20 protein-coding genes are annotated in these 18,760 nt (G+C 40.8%); 14 read left to right on the top strand and 6 right to left on the bottom strand.

Going from position 1 to position 18,760, the window contains the following annotated elements:
- Positions 1-252 precede the first annotated feature (252 nt).
- Positions 253-1,755 (top strand): malate:quinone oxidoreductase, encoded by a 1,503-nt coding sequence (locus tag TV75_RS18260; RefSeq protein ID WP_044340244.1) that lies wholly within the window; start codon positions 253-255, stop codon positions 1,753-1,755.
- Positions 1,756-1,831: 76 nt separating this feature from the next.
- On the opposite strand, the gene TV75_RS18255 is transcribed toward TV75_RS18260, so the two are convergent.
- Entirely contained in the window at positions 1,832-3,349 is a 1,518-nt protein-coding gene (locus TV75_RS18255) for a vanadium-dependent haloperoxidase (RefSeq protein WP_044340243.1), read from the bottom strand.
- Positions 3,350-3,557: 208 nt separating this feature from the next.
- Positions 3,558-4,049 carry a hypothetical protein gene (locus tag TV75_RS18250; protein ID WP_044340242.1) on the bottom strand — a complete coding sequence of 164 codons (492 nt, stop codon included), beginning with the start codon at positions 4,047-4,049 and terminating at the stop codon, positions 3,558-3,560.
- Between the two features lie 484 nt (positions 4,050-4,533).
- Here TV75_RS18250 and TV75_RS18245 point away from each other — a divergent pair, with 484 nt between their 5' ends.
- From TV75_RS18245 to TV75_RS22580, 9 genes are all read left to right on the top strand, one after another.
- Positions 4,534-4,884, top strand: a complete 351-nt coding sequence (locus TV75_RS18245) for a DUF5082 domain-containing protein (protein ID WP_044340241.1) — start codon at positions 4,534-4,536, stop codon at positions 4,882-4,884.
- Between the two features lie 34 nt (positions 4,885-4,918).
- Positions 4,919-5,197, top strand: coding sequence for a YwqI/YxiC family protein (locus TV75_RS18240; protein ID WP_044340240.1), 279 nt, complete (start codon positions 4,919-4,921; stop codon positions 5,195-5,197).
- 14 nt (positions 5,198-5,211) lie between these two features.
- Complete coding sequence (locus TV75_RS21265; RefSeq protein WP_052504614.1) at positions 5,212-6,654, top strand: ribonuclease YeeF family protein; 1,443 nt, start codon at positions 5,212-5,214, stop codon at positions 6,652-6,654.
- Positions 6,655-6,675: 21 nt separating this feature from the next.
- Positions 6,676-7,380, top strand: a complete 705-nt coding sequence (locus TV75_RS18230; RefSeq protein WP_044340239.1) for a hypothetical protein — start codon at positions 6,676-6,678, stop codon at positions 7,378-7,380.
- Positions 7,381-7,419: 39 nt separating this feature from the next.
- Positions 7,420-7,878, top strand: coding sequence for a hypothetical protein (locus TV75_RS18225; protein WP_044340238.1), 459 nt, complete (start codon positions 7,420-7,422; stop codon positions 7,876-7,878).
- Complete coding sequence (locus TV75_RS18220; RefSeq protein WP_044340237.1) at positions 7,862-8,560, top strand: hypothetical protein; 699 nt, start codon at positions 7,862-7,864, stop codon at positions 8,558-8,560. Before TV75_RS18225 ends, TV75_RS18220 begins: the two co-directional genes overlap by 17 nt.
- 28 nt (positions 8,561-8,588) lie before the next feature.
- Positions 8,589-9,383 carry a hypothetical protein gene (locus tag TV75_RS18215; protein WP_044340236.1) on the top strand — a complete coding sequence of 265 codons (795 nt, stop codon included), beginning with the start codon at positions 8,589-8,591 and terminating at the stop codon, positions 9,381-9,383.
- A gap of 448 nt (positions 9,384-9,831) precedes the next feature.
- Positions 9,832-10,191, top strand: a complete 360-nt coding sequence (locus tag TV75_RS21970) for a hypothetical protein (protein WP_156142521.1) — start codon at positions 9,832-9,834, stop codon at positions 10,189-10,191.
- 110 nt (positions 10,192-10,301) lie between these two features.
- Positions 10,302-10,427: a hypothetical protein gene (locus TV75_RS22580; protein WP_258549627.1), complete on the top strand. Its 126-nt coding sequence runs from the start codon at positions 10,302-10,304 to the stop codon at positions 10,425-10,427.
- Positions 10,428-10,483: 56 nt separating this feature from the next.
- On the opposite strand, the gene TV75_RS18205 is transcribed toward TV75_RS22580, so the two are convergent.
- From TV75_RS18205 to TV75_RS18190, 4 genes are all read right to left on the bottom strand, one after another.
- Complete coding sequence (locus tag TV75_RS18205) at positions 10,484-12,430, bottom strand: FtsX-like permease family protein (protein ID WP_044340234.1); 1,947 nt, start codon at positions 12,428-12,430, stop codon at positions 10,484-10,486.
- The gene (locus TV75_RS18200; protein ID WP_044340233.1) at positions 12,420-13,181 is read right to left on the bottom strand and encodes an ABC transporter ATP-binding protein; all 762 of its coding nucleotides are present in this window, start codon (positions 13,179-13,181) and stop codon (positions 12,420-12,422) included. Before TV75_RS18200 ends, TV75_RS18205 begins: the two co-directional genes overlap by 11 nt.
- Positions 13,182-13,281: 100 nt before the next feature.
- On the bottom strand, positions 13,282-14,286 hold the full coding sequence (locus tag TV75_RS18195) for a sensor histidine kinase (RefSeq protein WP_044340232.1): 1,005 nt from the start codon (positions 14,284-14,286) through the stop codon (positions 13,282-13,284).
- Positions 14,283-14,969: a response regulator transcription factor gene (locus tag TV75_RS18190; RefSeq protein ID WP_044340231.1), complete on the bottom strand. Its 687-nt coding sequence runs from the start codon at positions 14,967-14,969 to the stop codon at positions 14,283-14,285. The genes TV75_RS18195 and TV75_RS18190 overlap by 4 nt, the downstream gene beginning before the upstream one ends.
- Before the next feature lie 706 nt (positions 14,970-15,675).
- On the opposite strand from TV75_RS18190, the gene TV75_RS18185 reads away from it, so the two are divergent.
- The 4 genes from TV75_RS18185 to essB all read left to right on the top strand — a co-directional run bounded on the left by TV75_RS18185 (position 15,676) and on the right by essB (position 18,754).
- The gene (locus tag TV75_RS18185; protein WP_044340230.1) at positions 15,676-16,305 is read left to right on the top strand and encodes a hypothetical protein; all 630 of its coding nucleotides are present in this window, start codon (positions 15,676-15,678) and stop codon (positions 16,303-16,305) included.
- Positions 16,306-16,825: 520 nt separating this feature from the next.
- Complete coding sequence (locus TV75_RS18180) at positions 16,826-17,119, top strand: WXG100 family type VII secretion target (protein WP_044340229.1); 294 nt, start codon at positions 16,826-16,828, stop codon at positions 17,117-17,119.
- A gap of 79 nt (positions 17,120-17,198) precedes the next feature.
- Entirely contained in the window at positions 17,199-17,438 is a 240-nt protein-coding gene (locus TV75_RS18175; protein WP_044340228.1) for an EsaB/YukD family protein, read from the top strand.
- A 14-nt stretch (positions 17,439-17,452) separates the two neighbouring features.
- A complete protein-coding gene (gene essB, locus TV75_RS18170) occupies positions 17,453-18,754 on the top strand; it encodes a type VII secretion protein EssB (protein ID WP_044340227.1) in 1,302 nt (433 codons plus the stop codon).
- The last annotated feature ends 6 nt before the right edge of the window (positions 18,755-18,760 follow it).

Genomic DNA, 18,760 nt, shown 5'->3' with positions numbered 1-18,760 from the left:
GAAAAATAGGGTCGATTTTTGCTTTCTCCAGGATTCTACGTCGTTGAAAACGGACTTTTCACTTTTTTAAAAGCTCTAAATAGTATATAATTATCAGATAATGGTAGATATTTTAATCCCTAAATCATTATAATAGATTATGGTATGGTTATAACTGAACAGGTGAATTCCAGGGTGGCGCCTTGCTTTAAGTGAGACCCGAGCAGGAGCGCTTACTCTTTTTTGAAAATATAAAGAGTAAGGAAGGTTTTCATGAGCAGCATACAGAAAAAAACAGACGTTATTTTAATTGGTGCCGGAGTCATGAGCGCGACTTTGGGATCATTGCTGAAAGAGTTAGCACCGGATTGGGAAATGAAAGTGTTTGAGAAACTGGCCGACGCAGGGGAGGAAAGCTCGAACGAATGGAATAATGCTGGTACGGGGCATGCGGCATTGTGCGAGCTTAACTATACGTCAGAGAAACCTGACGGATCCGTAGATATAAGTAAGGCAATTAAAATCAATGAGCAGTTCCAGCTTTCAAGACAGTTTTGGTCGTATCTTGTAAACCGTGATCTGATCGGTAATCCGAAAGACTTTATTATGCCTATACCTCATATGAGTATGGTACAAGGAGAAAAAAATGTAGAGTTTTTGAAAAAACGATTGGAAGCGCTGTCAAGTAACCCTTTGTTTCAAGGAATGGAATTTTCCGAAGACCCCGAAAAACTAAAGGAATGGATCCCGCTTATCATGGAGGGCCGTACATCGAATGAACCGATAGCTGCGACCAAAATCGATTCTGGGACGGACGTCAACTTTGGGGCTTTAACACGAATGATGTTTGACCATTTAAAGCGGCAAAATGTCGAGATAAACTACAAGCATAGTGTAAAGGATCTTAAACGTACCAGTGACGGATCATGGGAAGTCAAGGTGCAAAATATCGATAGCGGTAAGATCGAACATCACACGGCAAAATTCGTCTTTATCGGGGGTGGGGGCGGAAGTCTTCCTTTACTGCAAAAAACCGGTATCCCTGAATCGAAACATATTGGAGGGTTCCCGGTAAGCGGATTGTTCATGGTATGTAACAATCCGGAAGTAGTGGCGCAGCATCATGCCAAAGTATATGGTAAAGCCAAGGTGGGGGCTCCTCCAATGTCCGTTCCGCATCTTGATACACGATATATCGATAACAAAAAATCATTACTGTTTGGACCGTTTGCCGGATTTTCTCCCAAGTTTTTAAAAACGGGATCAAATTTGGATTTGATCGGTTCCGTCAAACCGAATAATGTCCTTACGATGCTCGCGGCAGGTGCTAAAGAGTTGTCATTGACCAAATATCTGATCCAGCAAGTTTTGTTGTCTAATGAAAAACGCTTGGAAGAATTACGGGAGTTCATACCAAACGCTAAACTTGAGGATTGGGATATCGTAGTAGCCGGTCAACGTGTACAAGTCATCAAAGATACTGAGGCAGGCGGGAAAGGAACACTTCAATTCGGTACCGAAGTGGTCAGTGCCGCTGATGGTTCAGTCGCTGCACTACTTGGTGCTTCCCCGGGAGCTTCCACTGCCGTTCACGTTATGATTGAATTATTTGAAAAATGCTTCCCGCAGCATATGAATGATTGGGAACCGAAACTAAAAGAAATGATCCCTTCATATGGGGTGTCATTGGTGGAAAATCCGGAGCTGTTTAAGGAAATCCACACTTCAACAGCAGAGACGCTTGGTCTAAGCGAGAAAGAGTTAGCTTATAGTTGATTGGCCATATATAAGATCAATAGTTAAAAACCCAAGTCGGGCATTCCGTATCGACTTGGGTTTTTATTGTACTCTATTAGATTTTAATCGTGGTACCGTCAAATTTTGTGAGGGTGAATCCCTCGAACTTCTCATTATAAGTGGCCTTGTAATCACGAAGGATTCCAATGGCTATCGATTCTCCAAGTTGGAACCCATTGATGCCGCTGGCACGATAGTGAACACCTGCCGCATCCCGTCCATTCGCAATATTATAGGCAAGTTTGTTCAATTCACCCCCGACTGTGAGTGGTGGTCCTTCATATCGATCCAGGGACAGGCCGTCGCTTGTGGCTACGACAGGATCAGGAATGACGAATGATTCGTCGAACAATGCCTTTAGCATCGTCACCATGGCCCCCACAAATGTAGCATGGCCTGCGGGATAGGACGGGTGTGTGGGACAACCCTCTGGGTAAGCCTGAGGTAACAGATAGGAGCCGTATTTTTTATAGGTTTTTCTTACTGCCTTTGAGTTGAGGACATCGGGATGAATAGGATAATCGGCTTTACCAATCAGCATGTTGTGGATACGACCACCGAATTCCTCAGGTCGAAGCCGTCGATGGACCAGCCATTTTTGGTACCAGGCTGCTTCTAGACCCGGACGGGCTGCTCTTGTCACAAAATCCAATATATGTGGAATTCCAAAGGTGGAAAAACCGATCTGTGTGTCAGAATCGAGATAAGGATTATTCTTATCCCATGCAGCAGTCCCATAACCAAGCAGGATCAAACAAGCGCCGAATCCACTTTCAATGGAGAGGTCCTTATGAACGAATTCGGCCATATCCCGGGCATTCCGAATATACCGAGGGGTAGGATCATAATCCGGACCTGATGGTATGGAACCATTCTGACTGGCAAGCCAATCATCGTAGTCGGTTAAAAAGTCTTTCCCTGCCTTAGTTGTTTGATAGCGTTGCGTAATGGTTGTCCCCACATAAGGGATATCTTTCCAAAGAAATTGTGAAATATACGGCCCGGTCAATGCTCCCGGGAGATTGTCCCGGAATAATGTCCCAGTGGTGACTTTACCATCGACTTTAGGACCTCGAAAATCGGATAAGGTAGATAGCTCATTCGCAGCTGCAATCGTTAAGGGATTCTCGTCATATTCGCTGAAAGGGATATCCCGTGTAAGGGCTTGCCAATAAAGCTCCACCATTTCAGCAGCAATTTCTGGACTACTGAAGGACGGAGCCGGCGGTATGACCAATTGGTGACTGTCCGGACCGACCATTTCGAATGCATATGCAGCTTGGGGGTCAACCAGCTTCCTTTCGCCAGCAAGTGGAAGATTTTCAAAATCATCGGGGGCGCCAGACTTCAGTATCTGAAGATATTTGTCATAAGCACCAACATCTACTTCCCCGAGTTCATTATGTGGCAGCCCTTTTGAAAAGTTGGCTATTTTCTCAGGATATTTTACCTCGTCTCCATTATTGGGGTGGCTCCGTACGGGCAGTAGTTTATAGAATAATGATGCCCTTACACGAAGGATAAAGGCCTTCATTCGGCGTAGCCACGTTGAAAAATACTCTGTTAATTTCAAATGTCTTACTCCTTTCTATATGATTTTATTACCATCATATGTAATGAAATCAATAAGGAGTGGACATACCTACTGGTTTTCTCGCACATTTAATAGTTAAAAGATAGGTAGTGTTGTCATAACCTAAACGATTGTGCGGTTCTATAAACAAAGCGCGAAATCAATGAAGATTCCGCGCAAAGATAAGCAAGCTTTCGAAAATCCTTCACTAACACCACACAATGATTCTATAAGGTGTGGTTTGAGCAGGTATACTCATCGTGCTGGGCCCAAAAATTACAATTAGATTCCGGTTGCCAGGATACATTGAAAAAGATTGTCCGTTGGTCAGTACAATTTGAGTGTAGGGGGATAGATTTAATCTTAGCATGCCATCGCTGCTCTCCAACTGTGAGTTGAAATAGTCTACCTTCACATTTTGTGAAGGGTTCTCTTTTACCATGACAAGAGCGCGGTATTGGGGTGGATAAATAAGGGGAACAGGCGCATTTCCGTCATAATATCCGGTTACCCTGTCCCCTACGGCCACCATTCTATGGTCCACAAAGTAGGTGGTTGGTGACACCACAAAATTCACCGAACCACCAGATCCGTCATCAACAGATATTAATTTATAGCAGCCTTCCCCTTCACCATTTTGTCCTGTCGCGAAATCACTGATCATGGTGATGGTACCGTAGAAAGAATTAAAATTTACCATGCGAATCCTCCATTCGTATTGAATTGAGTGGTCCGGCATTCAAGCTGAATAAACCATGTCTTCCCTGCAAAACTTCCAACCAAGCCAATGAAAAGCAATATCCATTAACACAATATAGTTTTAAAGTAAGGAGATTATCACGGATAGTAAAAAAATTTCTTTCTTCTTTTGTAAAGGTTTCATGAAGAAAGCCCCGTTATAAAGGATCTTCCATTGCCCGCTAAGAATGTACACCTGTTGGAAAATAATTACTAACAAACAGGTTTCATTTTACAGAAAATGTGCTACTTAACAAGTAGTTCATATTATTCATTGATCAAAGGAAATTGAAGCAAATAAATGAAATAGGTAATAGGAATCACTTACCACCCGTTAAAAATAAACAGATTCTATCATTCTGACACAATTTCATCCGTGTTATAGTTAAAAAGATTGGAAAAATTTTATAAATCAGAGTATTAGAGCTCAAGTGAGGTGAAGGTTCTTGTCTTTATTTTATTACTACGGGGTGTTGAGGGAAAAACGTGAACACCTTCAAAGACTTCAGGAATGTCAAAGCAAACTTCAAGGGAACAAACAGGAATTTGCAAGTTATCGTGAATCCATCACTAATCCTGAATTATCAGCATTCACCTGGCAAGGTACACTTGCAAATACATTTGATGAAATAAGACTTGAAGGAATGCTTCATTACTTTACAGATATTGAAAATAACCAGTTCAGTGAAGTGTTCTCTATGCTGAGCAGTAAGATGCAGACCATACGAAGTGAAATCCAGGCGATTGAACATACCATTCACAGATTGGAATCTGAGGCAGAAGCAAAAGCTGAATAGATTAATGCATTAAATAGAGCGGGAGGTAGCTTGTATGGGTAATGAAATCAGGGTAGTACAAGGTGAGATAGACCATCATCTTTCAAAGATGAAATCCACTGCAGAGTCTCTTCAACCAGATGTACCTAGTAACATTGGTCTTGAAAATCACTTGGAAGTGGTAACAAAATTGAACGAGTTGAACCAGAGCATGGAACAAATGGTACAGAGTTATAAAGAACTGCTTATCAGAAATGAAGGATTGACACGACAGGCTGTCCAGGATATGGCGGATGCCGACCAGGAACTGTCTTCACATATCAAAGCCAGGTAAGGAGAGAAATCGGGATGAAAACACTGGATGTCATGTCTCTGGAGTCAGGATTAGAACAAGTCCTTCGAAAGGTAAATCAGCAAAAAGAACAGATGATTGAAATCGAATCAGCCATAAATGACTTTATTTCTCAAGATGCCTCTTTTAAAGGAAAAGCGGGGCAGTCGATACGGGCTTTCTACCAGGATTCCCATCAATCCTTCCTGGAGTTCTATCAGCAAATGGTGACGACATATGAATCGACACTGAAAGCCATTAAAAATGAACTACAAGGGTTGGAGCCAGCCCAAAATGGATATATACAGGAAAACTTTTTGCAGCACGATGTGGAAAATGGATTAAATCGGGGCAGGGATGTTGTCATGGACTTAACAAGTGAGTCCAATGAAACGATTCAAAGTGTTCAGGATATCGTCTCATTACCAAGAATACAGGACGATTCTTTCCTTCAACAGGTTCACGTTGCGAAGCGGCAAAAAGATCAAACCGTCGAAAAGCTCCACCAGTTTGATCAAAGTCAGTCTGCTAAGCTAGAGCCAATTCAACAGGATGTCCACACGATGAACCAATACATTCATCAAATTCAAGGTCTCTTCTCCAACGGGAAAATCTCAATTGATACCTATCAGCCCAACAGCTGTTACAACCCTCAATATGAGTACGAGAGCGGGTCGACAAACCCTTATTTCGAGCTGACCAACAATCCCCGTTTTGTCGAAAACGGCGTGGAAGCGGCAGATACCGTGAATGGACTGCAGCCTGAATGGGACCCGACACCGACGTTGGGAGTCAATTTTGATCAGTGGCGGGAGCAGCCGATTAATGCGGCGACGAATTTGGGTATTGCGACTGCTGCAGGGTATGGGGCTGCGAAGGGTGTGAATCTTGCCCGAAAAGGTTTTGGTGTGACGAAAAGCAGTTATACTACAGCACAAGGTAAGGATAGAGTGAGGTTAAAGGTAGATAAGCCGGAACTATACAAAATTAATAGAAAAAGATATTCAGGTACGAATGCGACAAACTATACAAAGCTCTATAAACTAGTGGATCCCATGACCAGTGTCAAAGAGTCCTTTAAGTGGGCTGGAAACAAAATTGGTTACATAGGCGTGGGAACAACTGTTGTTGGTGATATCGTCCACGGGGTGCAGCATAAACAGTCCGGGAGTGAGATTGCTGGAAATGTAACGGGAGATGTCGTGGTGGCAGGAGCATCCATTTGGGGTGCCGCCTATGCAGGAGCACAGGCAGGGGCCTATGCAGGAACATTAGGTGGTCCTGTTGGTGTAGCGGTAGGTGCAGTTGCAGGAGCTGTAGGAGGGATAGTGGTTACCACATTATTAAGTGATTTAAAGCTTATGGATGTTGATGGTGATGGCGAGAGTGATTCAATTGGAGATGCAATTAAGAAAGGTACAACAGGGCTTATTGATAAAGTCGGCTCATGGTTTAGTTAAAAATTATAAGAGGTGGCAGTGTTGAACAAACATCGAGATATAGACCCAATAACATTATCTTATCTGAACTTACAAAGACCATTGGATAATAGAAGAAATATCATTGCTTTTTTCATCTTTTTTTTAGATATCATAGGGTTACTTCCTATATTGGGGGAACCCTTCTCGTTTGCTTTTTTCTGGCCGGCAATCATTCCGGTGGGCTTATTACATATCTGGGCAATACTGTATGTAGTGGAACCCTATAAATTTGAGAAATCTTATCACCTGTTTTTTGGCGTATACGGAGTGGTGAATACCTATATATATTTTTTAGTCATACAAAAATTTTTGTATGTGAATATTGGTGTTGATAGCAGGGTTCCTTTTATTGCAGGTCTGGTATTGGTGCTGGGATTGTTAGTATCCTTTCAAATATTTAATCACAAAATGCTGTATTCCGGTTCCTATGCGAAACTGCAAAAGAATGGTATTAAGATGAAACTATCACCAATTTTAACCGCTTCAAGCATAGGGTATGTAGTAGCTCAAATCCTCATTTCTTCTTTCATGACGGAATCTATTTTTATCATTATTATTATTACAGGGGTAGCAATATTGTCATTACTGACCGCTTTTTTTTCAACGTCGCTGCACCGATACTATTTTATCCGGAAAAATGAACATATAGTAAAAAAAGTATATCCTCAATTTGGTGTGCCAAAAAGACTTAGAAAAAATGGTTAATTTGGATTGTAGATTGTGATATTTGGAGGGATGACTACCATGTTCTTAAAAAAGAAAGAGACAAAGGAAAATCGTTTTTGTATCGCCATTTTCACAGAAAAAGAAATGAGTGATGAAGAATATGACTATCAATCAAACAAGATCTTGGATGCAACAGAAGAAAATGTTGTGGTAGTGACAGAGATTGAACCTCAAAAAGAAATGATAGAGGAGTTACAGAATAGATTCCCGGACACTAATATAGAAGTACCAAGTTACGCCGTCTACAATTTTGACTCTGTAAAATTAGATGAAGAAACAAAAAAGATGGAGAAGAGGAACAAGTGGAAAAAGTTCTTTAACAACATCCATCCTGATGAGTACCTTATCGTTGAACATAAAGTAATGTACGATATCAACCAGGTTTTATATTATACGAAAGATATTAATAAGGTCATATCATATATTCATGAAAATAAAAAACAGGTTAAAAGGAACACCAATGAAAAAACATTGTGAAGTCTCAACCTTTTACCTGCAGAATTTGCAGTTCCCCAGAGAAAACAGAAGAAACGTCATCGGATTTTTATTAATTTGCATGGACTTTGTAGGCTTATTGCCGCTCCTGAGTATTCCCTTTTTTGACCCTCTATTCTGGGCCGCTCTTATTCCGATTATATGTATCCATCTTTGGGCTCTTTTTTATATAATAGCCCCTTATAAATTTGAAAAGTCTTATTACTTGTACCTTGGTGTCTTTGGAATTGTAAATACGTTTGTGTATTTTATGGTTATTCAGAAGTTCTTATATAGGCATATTGGCGTTGAAGGTAGCAGTTACTTTGTAATTGGGATACTATTGATGATTTTGCTACTGGCTTCAATACAAATTATTAACGTAAAAATGCTATATTCAGGTGCGTATATTAAACTTCAAAAGGGAGAATCAAAGTTTAATGTATCTTTAATAGTAGCCGCTTCAAGTTTTGGATATATTATTGCACAATTTCTGATGTCGTATCTGGTTACTGATTCTGCCTATATGATTGCTATGATCACAGCTTACTCGGTCATATCCATTGTAACAGCTTATTTATCAACTTATATCCATCGCTTTATTTTCATCAAAAAAAACTACGAAAAAGTTATAAAGAGTTATCCTGATTTCGGAAAACCGAAAACATCGAGGAAATTCGGTTAAGACATAGGTTTATAAAGGAGGATTAAAATTGTCTAATTGGATAGTGACCAGCAAGGACTTATATTTACTGGTAAAGATGTTAGGCGGGAAAGTACTGATAGGAATAACAAATCCATTTCCTCATTATCAAGAGGATGAACTGGAAAAAGAATGGGAAAAGATGTTCAAAAAGCTCAATAAGATGGGGCTGGTGGATTATATCCAAGGAGAATTAAAATTCGATGATCAATTTATCGAAGCCGTGTGGGTTCTGGCAAGAAGCAATTTGGTTGCGGAAATCGTAACAGATCATCAGGAGCAAAGTATTTTTTATTTTAGTGATGACCGGGTCATTGAATGCCTGAAAGAAAATGAAATGAGCTATAAGGTGATTCAGCACCCGGCACCCGACTATACAATGAAACAAATCATTCTTCCCCGGATGCTGATGGGTATCGAAGATCGATCTGTTCGATTAAATGATCCCCTTTATATTATCCCAAGTGATTATCTTCTCTACTGTGAACGTCAAACCTTAATGAACGTGAACCAGGTAGCGATTAATAACAATTTAGATTCTGATAGTTTACTAGTAAAGCAGTTTAATAGATCCTTACAAAGGAAAATTCATACCACTCGATTAATGATATTCTACAAGGATGAACTTGACTGGAATATTGAAGGTGTACATGTCCTCTCCTCCCCCTCCTATAATTGGACATTAAGAATGGTCAGTAAAGACGGTATAGAGTGGTTGAGTACCTGTCAGGCAACAGGAGAATCGTTAGTAAAAGAAATAGCAGGAGTTTTTGAGAGGGTAAAATTGAAAAAAGAAGTGAATTAGAAGGGTGCTTCATGCCCTTCTTTATACAAGGGATGTTGAAAAAGTGGTTACTTTTTTAGAAAAACAAAATTAAATTTGAATAATGGTGTTAAAGGGGGATTGTTAGTTGAAGCAAGAAAAAATAGATGACATTACAATGTCTTATTTGAAATTACAATCACCCCGAGAAAACAGAGGGAATATACTCGTTTTCTTATTAATATTTCTGGATATCATAGGTGTGATCTTCCTCATAGGAGAGCCAAGGGTTCCCTTGATTATTTTGTATGGTATCATTCCGGTAATCCTGATTCATTTATGGGCAATTCAGTATATTATCGCTCCATATAAATTCGAAAAATCATATTACCTTTTTTTCGGAGTATACGGTGTCATTAATACATTTGTGTACTTTTTAGTTATACAAAAATTGATATATGTACATTTTCAAGTTTATGGAGTAGTGCCTTTGTCTATAGGGTTAATCATGTTTTTATCCCTCCTTCTCATCATAAATTGGATAAACATCCGTTTATTGTATTCCGGTACGTACTCACGCCTTCAAAAAGGAGAAAAGATTGTAAACCTATCTCCCATCACTGCGGCCACAGGTATCGGCTATGTATTTGCACAGTTGATTCTATCATCTATCTTTGTGGATTCTACGAAAACACTAATAATCATAGGGGTTTTATCTTTACTCTCCGTGGCTACGGCTTTCTTCTCTACAAGCATTCATAAATATTTCTATATTAAAAAGAACATCGAAAAGGTCAAGCAGGTATATCCTCAATTTGGTCTGCCAAAAAGACTTAGGAAACAATGGTAAAAGAGCAGCAAATGATTAGAGAAAATGTAAATTACCTCCTCTAAAATTCCGACAAAAAGAATAAATAACAAAGACATGTCCATAATAACCAAATATCAGGAGGTGTGGACATGCCAAATCAAAATGATAACAAACTAAAAAAGATTCAATCTGAAAGCTTCAAACAGGGGAAATCCCAAGAAGAATATGCTGCCGAGCTTGAGATGAATAAGATGAAAAGCCAGAAAAGGAAGTAACGTTGAACTACATAAAAGAGCCATCCCGGTGTCATACCAAGGGATGGCTCTTTCCATTATAGCGATGCTTTTATCACTTTTTTATAATACAGGACCGATAATAAACCAAAGATCGAGTATAACACCGTATATAACCCCATCACGATGATCATCGGAGTCCATACTTCGGCGCCGAACAGGAACCAACCGGATTGGACCGCGAAGTAACTATGCAGCAGACCGATGAGCAGAGGGATTCCGAAGTTGAAGAGCTGCTTGGCTTGAATGCCTCTCAACAAGTCCCCCTGAGTGAAGCCCAGTTTTCGTAAAATCGTATAGTTCGGTTTCTCATCCTCACTTTCGTCCATTTGCTTAAAGTACAGGATGCATCCGGATGTGATCAGGAAGGTGAGACCCAGGAACCCGACGATGAACATGATGAGTCCGATATTTTGTTTCTGTTCGGCTTTCATATCATACTGTGAATCGTTAGCCCATGCTTCGTCGAGTTTTAATTCATGAAAGAGGTCATTTGCTTTCAAGATATCTTTATCTTGTTCAATCGTCACCCCGATGTAGAGGGAGGATTCCTTCTGTATTGCAGGATCTAGATCATTCTTCAAGCGTTTGAATACATTGTCATCAACGATCACAACCGGTGATCCCCCTGCTGTAAAATACCATGAAATCGGATAGTCATCCCGCATTCCCAAGTACTTGAGCTTGGTGACCTCTGTTTTTCCTTTCAGCTCCGTCATTCCTGAATCATGCAATGGAATGACCTTTTGAAGTAAGTCGCTATATCCTGTGAAAACTGTTTCGTCCTCTTTAACATCGACTCCTTCAACGTCTTTCTCGCTGATGACCGAGTTCTGCATGGCATCCAATGAGCCATTCAATTCGCCAAATTCAGAGTCTGTAATGTCTTTCAGGTTGACCAATACTTCAATGACTTCAATTTCTTCCTTCTTGAATTCGATGCCATTGTCCAGTAGGGCATCTTTAAAGTGCTGGAAGTCATCTGTATTTGTAAATGAAAAATCGGTTGGAACATTATTTTGAGCTGTTTTTTCAGCCGAATAATAGCCGATATAGCTCAGGGACAATAATGCTATAGCCAGTGCCGACACCGTCGTGATGATTGTCAGCAATAAAGCGTTCGATTTCATCCGGAACATGATGGATGAAAGGGACAGGACTTCGTTGATATTCAGATAGCCATCTTTCTTCTTTCGTATCACGTTAAAAATAAAGCTAACGGATCCTTTATAAAACAGGTAGGTCCCGATTATGACCGAGCCAAGGATGAAGAGCATGGCTCCAAACAGCTGAGGCATGGTCGTGAAGTCCCCGCCAAATAATTTGGAAGACACATAGTACCCCGAGGCAATCAGGATCATCCCGAGGATCCCGATGATGATCTCAAACCTGGACATCTTTTTCACTTTGGTTTCCGTCGATGAACGTACCCTGAACAGTGATAAGATACTTTGCCTTTTAATAAAGACAAAGTTCATCAGCATGATCAGCAGGTAGATCGCACAGAAAACAAGGATGGTCTGGATAAGTGCATGGCTTGAGAAGTGGAGTGTGGCGATTGCCTCGACTCCGGTTAGTTTGAATAAAATCATGATGATCAATTTCGAGAAGGAGAATCCGATCAAGATTCCGAGTATCAATGATCCGAAATAAAGAATGAAGTTCTCCACACTTAAGATGCGAAAGATTTTATTTTTTGTCATTCCTATTAATTGAAATAGACCAATTTCTTTACTTCTTCTCTTAATGAAGAGAGTGTTGGCATATAAGAGAAAGATCGAGACGATTGCAACAAGTAATACGGAAGCGGCACGAACCGCTGCGCCGCCTTTGATGGATCCCTTTGTTGCATCCATGGATGGATCATACTGCAGGGTCACAAAGGCGAAGTAAAGCGCGACACTAAAGATCAGAGCAAATACATAAAGGTAATAATTCTTGAGGTTTTTCTTGAGATTTCTGAAAATAAGGGTATTAATGTTCATTCTGCACCCCGCCGAGCACCCCTTGGGTTTTCATGATGTCCTTGAAGAAGTGCTGTCTTTCCTGTTCGCCTTTATTTAATTGAGTATAAATTTGCCCGTCTTTGATGAAAATCACCCGGCTGCAGTAGCTTGCTGCCACGGGATCATGTGTCACCATGACGATTGTCGCTTTCAGCTTTTGATTTAACTCACTAAGCTTATTTAAGAGATCAGAGGCGGACTTTGAGTCGAGAGCACCCGTAGGCTCGTCGGCGAAAATGATGCTTGGCTCATGGATGAATGCCCGGGCTGCTGATGTCCGCTGCTTCTGCCCACCTGAGATTTCGTTCGGATACTTATCTTTCAGTTCAAGGATACCGAGCTCTGAAGCAAGGTCGTTGAATTTTTGATCCGCTTCCTTTTTGGGTGTCTTTGTGATCGACAAAGGCAGAAGGATATTTTCTTTCACCGTTAACGTGTCCAGCAGGTTATATTCCTGAAAGATAAACCCTAAGTGATTTTTGCGAAACTCGGCCAGCTGCTTTTCTTTCATCATCGTCATTTCATTGCTCTCTATTTTAATGGATCCTTCGCTCACTTTGTCGATGGAGGAAAGGACGTTTAAGAGAGTGGTTTTTCCGGAACCCGACGCCCCCATGATACTGACGAATTCTCCTTTTTGGATCGATAGGTCGATTCCCTTCAAGACTTCCTGCTTATTGAATTTATTGCCGTAGCTTTTATGAAGCTTCGTTGCTTCTAATATAGTCATCATGAAAAACTCCTTTGATTTGATACCCTTATTATAAAAAGCAGGAAGTTTCTTTTCCTTTTATTGTTCGAACAAAACAGAAAAGCATGTGACATTTTTGTCACACGCCTGTAAGTTGGACGAAATCATTCTTCTGGGGAAAGGTGAGAGTGACCCGGGTCCCTTCGCCTCGTTTAGATGTAACATCAATAGAAATCAGTAAAGGTTCTGAAACTCTTTTGGTTAAATATAATCCCATTCCGGTAGAAGCGTAATCATTGTGGTCTGTGGTCGAAGTGAATCCTTTTTCAAAGATCCTAGGCAGGTCCCTGGAATCGATTCCCCTGCCGAAATCTTGAATGGTGAGAGTCACTTTACCATCTTTTAATGCGCTAAATAGGGCAATGTCCGTTTTAGAGCTGTATTTAACGGCGTTGGTCAAAAGCTGCCTGATCATAAAAGCCAGCCACTTCGCATCGCTCAACACGTTTGTGACCTCAAGTTGAATGTCAAATCCGACCCCCTTCTGAATACACCAGGATTGCAAGGTTTTGATTTCCTTAAAGATGACAGACTCGAGATCGGTGTCCTCAATGTATAAATCATTCTCGATAAAAGTCATACGCTTCTGGTGTAGCTGCTGATCCAACAAAAGGTGGATGCGCAGCCACTCAAATTGTAAATGAGACTTTAAAGGTTCGTCTTTCATACGTTCAATCATCAAATGCATCGCCGTCAGCGGGGTTTTGACTTCATGGATCCAGGACATAAGGTCGTCCTTTTCCTGTTCGAGCATCATTCGATTCTCAGATGCTGTCTTTCTCAAAATGTTCGCCTGCTCTGACAGGCTATTCGAAACGATTTCCTGGAATGGAGTATCCGGTGCATCCACCCCCGTAATGTTGAGGTTATGATCCCATTCTTTCAGACGCTGGAAGAATCGGGTTTCCTTCTGATACCGGATGAACACAAAAACAGTGAAAAAGAGCAGCGACAGAAAGACCATATACATGATTGGTTGTAACGGGATGGCCGAATCGATATAGGCGATAAAGATCCATAACAGGTGGAGTCCAAGAACGAACAAAATCCAGCCTTTCCGTTCCCATAAGTATGCACGGATCATGGCGAATCCTCTTCAATGGCCAGATACCCCTGCCCGACCTTCGTTTCAATGAAGCGGCCGAGTCCTATTTCTTCAAGGCGCTTCCTTAGGCGGTTCACATTGACGGTCAATGTGTTATCGCTGATGAATCGTTTGTCATCCCAGAGGCTGTTCATTAATGCATCCCTGCTGACGATTTTATTCTTCTGATCTATTAGAAGTTTTAATATATACATTTCATTCTTTGTCAATTCAATGGACCCCTGTTCATTGGATACGGTGTTACGTTCAAAATCAACGGTTGCCCCGCACCAGGTCTTGATGCGTATCTGCTCTGTATTGTAGTTATACACCCTCCGCAATGTCGCCTGAACCTTGGCAATCAGTACATCGAAATGAAAGGGTTTCTGGATGAAATCGTCTGCCCCAAGCTGCATGGACATGACCATATCCGTCGGGTGATCGCGGGAGGATAGGAACAGGATCGGCACATTTGAATGAGTACGGATCATCCGGCACCAGTGAAATCCATCGAATTTGGGTAATTGGATGTCAATGATCACAAGATCCGGTTTCACTTTGGTGAACTCCTGCATCACGTGATTGAAATCCATGATTCCATATACGTCATAGGACCACTGGGAAAGCCTCTCTTTGATTTCGTTAAATAGGGTTGTGTCATCTTCGATTAGTAATAGTTTCAATTTGGTCACCACACAATATTGCTGTTTACATAAATTGTATAGGAAATTGAATATGTTTTCCATATGACTGAAGAAAGGAACTGTTTTATTGAGGCTCTTTTCGTAAAGTTTATTGCTATTGTAGATCAGAAAGTACTAGTTGATTTCCGCTCCAGGTGCTCGCTTTCCGCGGGGCGTGAGTTGAGCCTCCTCGGGCTTTGCCCTGCGGGGTCTCAACTTTCCCGCTATTCCCGCAGGAGTCGAGCACCTTCCGCTCCAATCAACTTTCTGAGCATGTATCCTTGATGAAAAACAATATAAAAAAGTCTTTTAGCAAACAATCTACATTTATCGTAAGTAATGATTGATTGTCCTTTTAAAGAGAATATTTTTTCTAGTTACATTGTTTTATTGCACACTTTGAAGCTCTGTCATGAAAATTCCATTAAAGATGGTGAGGGGAACTGCGCAGACTCCTGCGGAAGTACGGGTGTGCCGAGACCCCGTTCGACTAAGCTGAGGAGGCTCGGCCGAACGCTAGCTGCAAGCGGAGCAGTTCCCCTCACCATCCAGCATAAACTGGTTGACAGAGCCCCGGCAGCTTCTATGTTAAAAACAACAATCTTTCTAAAAATCCTTCATTTAGAAGTATTTAGATTATTTTAACAAAAAATGGGTATTTAAGCTCTAAAAGCAATTCCAAATTGCGTAGGAAAGGAATTAAATCATGAAGAAGCTTCTAGGGTTATCTGTGATCACAGTGGTATTGTTAAGTGGATGTGGGGAAGTGCAGATCTCAATTAATAAGGGTCAGGAAGTGGATGCCGGAGAGACCGGCAGCGATAAGGAAGATAATGAGAAGGTGGAACTGATGAATGATGGCCCGGATAGTGAAGGGATGACGGACGCCGATAAGCAAAAGGCAATCCTCCAATTCATCAACGAAGATATCTATAAGGTGGCTGAATACGAAGTAGTCGCATTCCAGTCACTGGCTTCTGTTTCCGGAGTCAACTATACGGATGATTCAACCGTCTACAATGAGTTGACCAGCAACACCATTCCAGCTTACGGGAAAGCCCTGGAAGAAGCGAAGGGCATTGAGGCGGAGATCCCTGAGCTTGAAGAAATGACGGAGCGGATCGTGATAGCGACTCAGACCTTTTATGATGCACTCCTTCTCGAAAAAAAGGCGATTGAAAATCAGGATGAAGCCCTGATCAATGAGTCCAATGCTAAAATCGAGGAGTACTACAACCTGGTGGAAGCTTATCATTCGGATATGAAGCTTCTTGCAGAGCAGTATGATGTAACGTATGAGCTAAATGAACAGAAGCAAAGTGTGGAAGAGCTTTAAAAAATGAAATAATGGACAGATATTATTGTAGTATCATTCAAAGAAACTTATTCCTGTATAACAGGAGTAAGTTTCTTTGAATGAACAAATGCACCTTTCATAACATGACATTATCATCCAATCATTATTAAAAATGGTTTATAAAAGTAAAAATAAGGATATATAGTAAGTACTTGTAACTAATATCTGTTTTTAGTAACGGGATTCTACTTTAAATGGACTGACTTCGGCTTTCTCATTCGTACTATTTCCCTAAAAAGTGAAAGCGGAGAATGAATCCAATGACCTGAAAATGATTATTCCTGTAGTTATAAAGTTTCCTTTTCTCGGTAAAAATTGTGTTTATATGTATGTTTATAATAGTATGATATTGGAAGTATGTAGACGTTTGTATAAAAGGAAAACCTTTATACTTTCAATTAAAGAGTTACATAATGTCATAGGTTTGTTTCTTATTTGGGTACTCTGATTTGATATAGATGATTACCACCAATAATTTCATTTAAGGGAGAGGAATTACATGTCAGGAATTATTCGTGTTACCCCAGCTGAATTGATTAGTATGTCTAACCGTTACACTGGCGAAAGCAGCCAGGTAGGAGAACAAATCTCACGCCTGGATAATATGATTTCAGAATTGGAAGGTATGTGGGAAGGGGAATCAAGCCGTGCGTTTGCTGAGCAATATCAAACACTGCGTCCTTCATTCCTGCAAATGCAGCAGCTGCTTGAAGACATTTCAGTTCAATTGACTAGCACGGCTAAGTCTCTTGAAGATGCAGATGCCCAAATTGCCAATCAAATTCGTGGATAAGTTTATCCCCGTCCATTTTAAACTTGAAGGAGCGCTTATCATTATGTGGCGCTCCTTCCTTATGAGGTGAACCCTGACAATGTATATTGAAATCACCATTGATTTAGAGCGATATGATGAGAAGTGCTTTGATCTTAGGTTATCAAACTATCATACTGTAAAAAAACTGATTGATCTTGTGTGGCAATCTCAGAAGCTTACAGCTGAGCCGAGGGAAGGCTATTGGATTCGGATTGTGAATAAAAGACAAGTGATTCCAGGTCACACACGGTTGATAGATGCAGGAATTCATTCTGGAGATCGAATTGAAATTTTATAAAGGAGACCAATAGAATGTCACAAAAGAGTGGATCATACCTACAAGAAAAGCTGGAAGCCGTTGTACATAGAAAAGAAAATAGAATGACTTTGATTTTTCAAAAAGAAAAGATCAAGTTGGACGAAATAGCGGAAATTCACTTTCTGAAGAACATTAACCCGGCCATACAAAAAGAAATCACGATGGAAAATGATGAATTACGCATTGTGAATACCATACCTGACTCCTTCTCTTTTTATCCCCAATTAAAGGCGAATGAGAAGGAACGGTTGATGTCTGCCTATCAACTGGTACAAAATGTACGAAATCATACCTTGTCACGCCTGCATCTCATTATTTGCCCGGACAATATTGTGTTTGACCAAGGACTGACTCCACACTTCATCCATTATGGTGTAAAGGAGAGCCTGCCACCATACGAAAAAGATGCGGATCTGTTGTTAAAGCAGACAAAAGCCATGGTCGCAGCTATTGTGGATCGCCAATATTCGTTTGATGATTACATTAAGTTCAGTGAGACGTTAAAATTGTCGCCAATGACTAAAGATATCTTAGAAGCCGAAAGCATTGAAGATGTCGGAGAAGTGTTAAACCGCTCTATAAAAGAAGCCAAAAAATCCGATTCCCTCCTCATGACTGTCAGTAAGAAAAAGTGGAAACTAAACCGGTATGTACTGCTGGGAGTGTCATTACTCTTGATACCAGCACTTATATATTCTATTTATTCTCTTTTCTTTATGTTTCCAAAGCAGGAAAGGGTTGTAGCGGCCCAAGAGAGTTTCCTTCTTAATAAGTATAGTGATGTGGTAACAGAACTTCAGCCTTATGAGATCGATGAAATCCCGAAGGTCACTCAATATCAACTCGCACTCTCCTATATTATTAACGAATCATTAACGGAAGACCAAAAAGAGAATGTACGCAACACCGTCTCTCTTCAATCAGACCCTCTTTATTATGAGTACTGGATTAATATCGGAAGAGGAAAGGCTAAGGAAGCATTGGAAACAGCAAGGTTCTTGGAGGACAGGGATTTAATTCTGTTTGGGCTTCTTAAGTACCGCGAGCAGGTCAAGGCTGACGGAGATCTTGATAGCGAGGAAAGACAGCAGGAATTAGATGAGATCGAAAGTGAAATAGCCGAATACGAAGAAGAAATGAAGGCTCTGGAAGAAGAGCAGCAATCACAGCCGGCAGAAACGACGGAAGAACCGCAACAGACTGAAGAGAAAAAGACACCTGAACAGAAACCGGCGGCTAATGATGGAGAGAATTCCACACCTCCAGCTGAAGCTGATGATAAAAAAGAATCCTGACTAACA

It is taken from the genome of Rossellomorea aquimaris (assembly GCF_000935355.1).
Taxonomy (GTDB): Bacteria; Bacillota; Bacilli; order Bacillales; family Bacillaceae_B; genus Rossellomorea; species Rossellomorea aquimaris_B.
Note: the sequence above shows the minus strand (reverse complement) of the source record. Positions and strands in the feature narration are given on the sequence as shown.

Bases quoted from the DNA above. Each gene is read 5' to 3' on its own strand.
- TV75_RS18205 (WP_044340234.1), bottom strand. From the start codon at position 12,430: ATGAACATTAATACCCTTATTTTCAGAAATCTCAAGAAAAACCTCAAG.
- TV75_RS22580 (WP_258549627.1), top strand. From the start codon at position 10,302: ATGCCAAATCAAAATGATAACAAACTAAAAAAGATTCAATCTGAAAGC.
- TV75_RS18200 (WP_044340233.1), bottom strand. From the start codon at position 13,181: ATGACTATATTAGAAGCAACGAAGCTTCATAAAAGCTACGGCAATAAA.
- TV75_RS18180 (WP_044340229.1), top strand. From the start codon at position 16,826: ATGTCAGGAATTATTCGTGTTACCCCAGCTGAATTGATTAGTATGTCT.
- TV75_RS18195 (WP_044340232.1), bottom strand. From the start codon at position 14,286: ATGATCCGTGCATACTTATGGGAACGGAAAGGCTGGATTTTGTTCGTT.
- TV75_RS18175 (WP_044340228.1), top strand. From the start codon at position 17,199: ATGTATATTGAAATCACCATTGATTTAGAGCGATATGATGAGAAGTGC.
- TV75_RS18240 (WP_044340240.1), top strand. From the start codon at position 4,919: ATGGGTAATGAAATCAGGGTAGTACAAGGTGAGATAGACCATCATCTT.
- essB (WP_044340227.1), top strand. From the start codon at position 17,453: ATGTCACAAAAGAGTGGATCATACCTACAAGAAAAGCTGGAAGCCGTT.
- TV75_RS18225 (WP_044340238.1), top strand. From the start codon at position 7,420: ATGTTCTTAAAAAAGAAAGAGACAAAGGAAAATCGTTTTTGTATCGCC.
- TV75_RS21265 (WP_052504614.1), top strand. From the start codon at position 5,212: ATGAAAACACTGGATGTCATGTCTCTGGAGTCAGGATTAGAACAAGTC.
- TV75_RS18185 (WP_044340230.1), top strand. From the start codon at position 15,676: ATGAAGAAGCTTCTAGGGTTATCTGTGATCACAGTGGTATTGTTAAGT.
- TV75_RS18250 (WP_044340242.1), bottom strand. From the start codon at position 4,049: ATGGTAAATTTTAATTCTTTCTACGGTACCATCACCATGATCAGTGAT.
- TV75_RS18220 (WP_044340237.1), top strand. From the start codon at position 7,862: ATGAAAAAACATTGTGAAGTCTCAACCTTTTACCTGCAGAATTTGCAG.
- TV75_RS18260 (WP_044340244.1), top strand. From the start codon at position 253: ATGAGCAGCATACAGAAAAAAACAGACGTTATTTTAATTGGTGCCGGA.